This is a genomic window from Cytobacillus eiseniae (genome assembly GCF_017874625.1).
Taxonomy (GTDB): domain Bacteria; phylum Bacillota; class Bacilli; order Bacillales; family Cytobacillaceae; genus Cytobacillus; species Cytobacillus eiseniae.
The window spans coordinates 1-1,569 of sequence record NZ_JAGIKZ010000058.1; the positions used below are offsets into that span (position 1 = coordinate 1).

At 50.9% G+C, this 1,569-nt stretch carries 1 rRNA gene; it reads right to left on the reverse strand.

From position 1 onward, the window contains the following. Nucleotides 1-1,560 (reverse strand): 23S ribosomal RNA (locus J2Z40_RS19645); the annotation flags it as partial. Nucleotides 1,561-1,569: the final 9 nt, after the last annotated feature.

Here is a 1,569-nt window from a genome sequence, read left to right on the forward strand (position 1 = left end):
ACGGTAACGGGATTTTCCTCGCTACCAGCCTAACTGCTTAGACGCACATATCCAGCAGTGCGCTTACCCTATCCTCCTGCGTCCCCCCATCGCTCAAACGAAGTTTGGTGGTACAGGAATATCAACCTGTTGTCCATCGCCTACGCTTTTCAGCCTCGGCTTAGGTCCCGACTAACCCTGAGCGGACGAGCCTTCCTCAGGAAACCTTAGGCATTCGGTGGATGGGATTCTCACCCATCTTTCGCTACTCATACCGGCATTCTCACTTCTAAGCGCTCCACCAGTCCTTACGGTCTAGCTTCAACGCCCTTAGAACGCTCTCCTACCACGCATACCTTAGGTATGCATCCACAGCTTCGGTGATACGTTTAGCCCCGGTACATTTTCGGCGCAGAGTCACTCGACCAGTGAGCTATTACGCACTCTTTAAATGATGGCTGCTTCTAAGCCAACATCCTGGTTGTCTAAGCAACTCCACATCCTTTTCCACTTAACGTATACTTTGGGACCTTAGCTGGTGGTCTGGGCTGTTTCCCTCTTGACTACGGATCTTATCACTCGCAGTCTGACTCCCATGGATAAATCTTTGGCATTCGGAGTTTGTCTGAATTCGGTAACCCGATGGGGGCCCCTAGTCCAAACAGTGCTCTACCTCCAAGATTCTTACTACATGAGGCTAGCCCTAAAGCTATTTCGGAGAGAACCAGCTATCTCCAAGTTCGATTGGAATTTCTCCGCTACCCACACCTCATCCCCGCACTTTTCAACGTACGTGGGTTCGGTCCTCCATTCAGTGTTACCTGAACTTCAACCTGGACATGGGTAGATCACCTGGTTTCGGGTCTACGACCACATACTCTTATTCGCCCTATTCAGACTCGCTTTCGCTGCGGCTCCGTCTATTCAACTTAACCTTGCATGTAATCGTAACTCGCCGGTTCATTCTACAAAAGGCACGCCATCACCCGTTAATGGGCTCTGACTACTTGTAGGCACACGGTTTCAGGATCTATTTCACTCCCCTTCCGGGGTGCTTTTCACCTTTCCCTCACGGTACTGGTTCACTATCGGTCACTAGGGAGTATTTAGCCTTGGGAGATGGTCCTCCCTGCTTCCGACGGGATTTCTCGTGTCCCGCCGTACTCAGGATCCACTCTGGAGGGAACGAAGTTTCAACTACAGGGCTTTTACCTTCTCTGGCCGGCCTTTCCAGACCTGTTCATTTACCTCGTTCCTTTGTAACTCCGTATAGAGTGTCCTACAACCCCAAGAGGCAAGCCTCTTGGTTTGGGCTAATCCCGTTTCGCTCGCCGCTACTCAGGGAATCGCTTTTGCTTTCTCTTCCTCCGGGTACTTAGATGTTTCAGTTCCCCGGGTCTGCCTTCAATACCCTATGTATTCAGGTAAAGATTCTATCCCATTACGGATAGAGGGTTCCCCCATTCGGAAATCTCCGGATCAAAGCTTACTTACAGCTCCCCGAAGCATATCGGTGTTAGTCCCGTCCTTCATCGGCTCCTAGTGCCTAGGCATTCACCGTGCGCCCTTTCTAACTTAACCTTGTTCGGT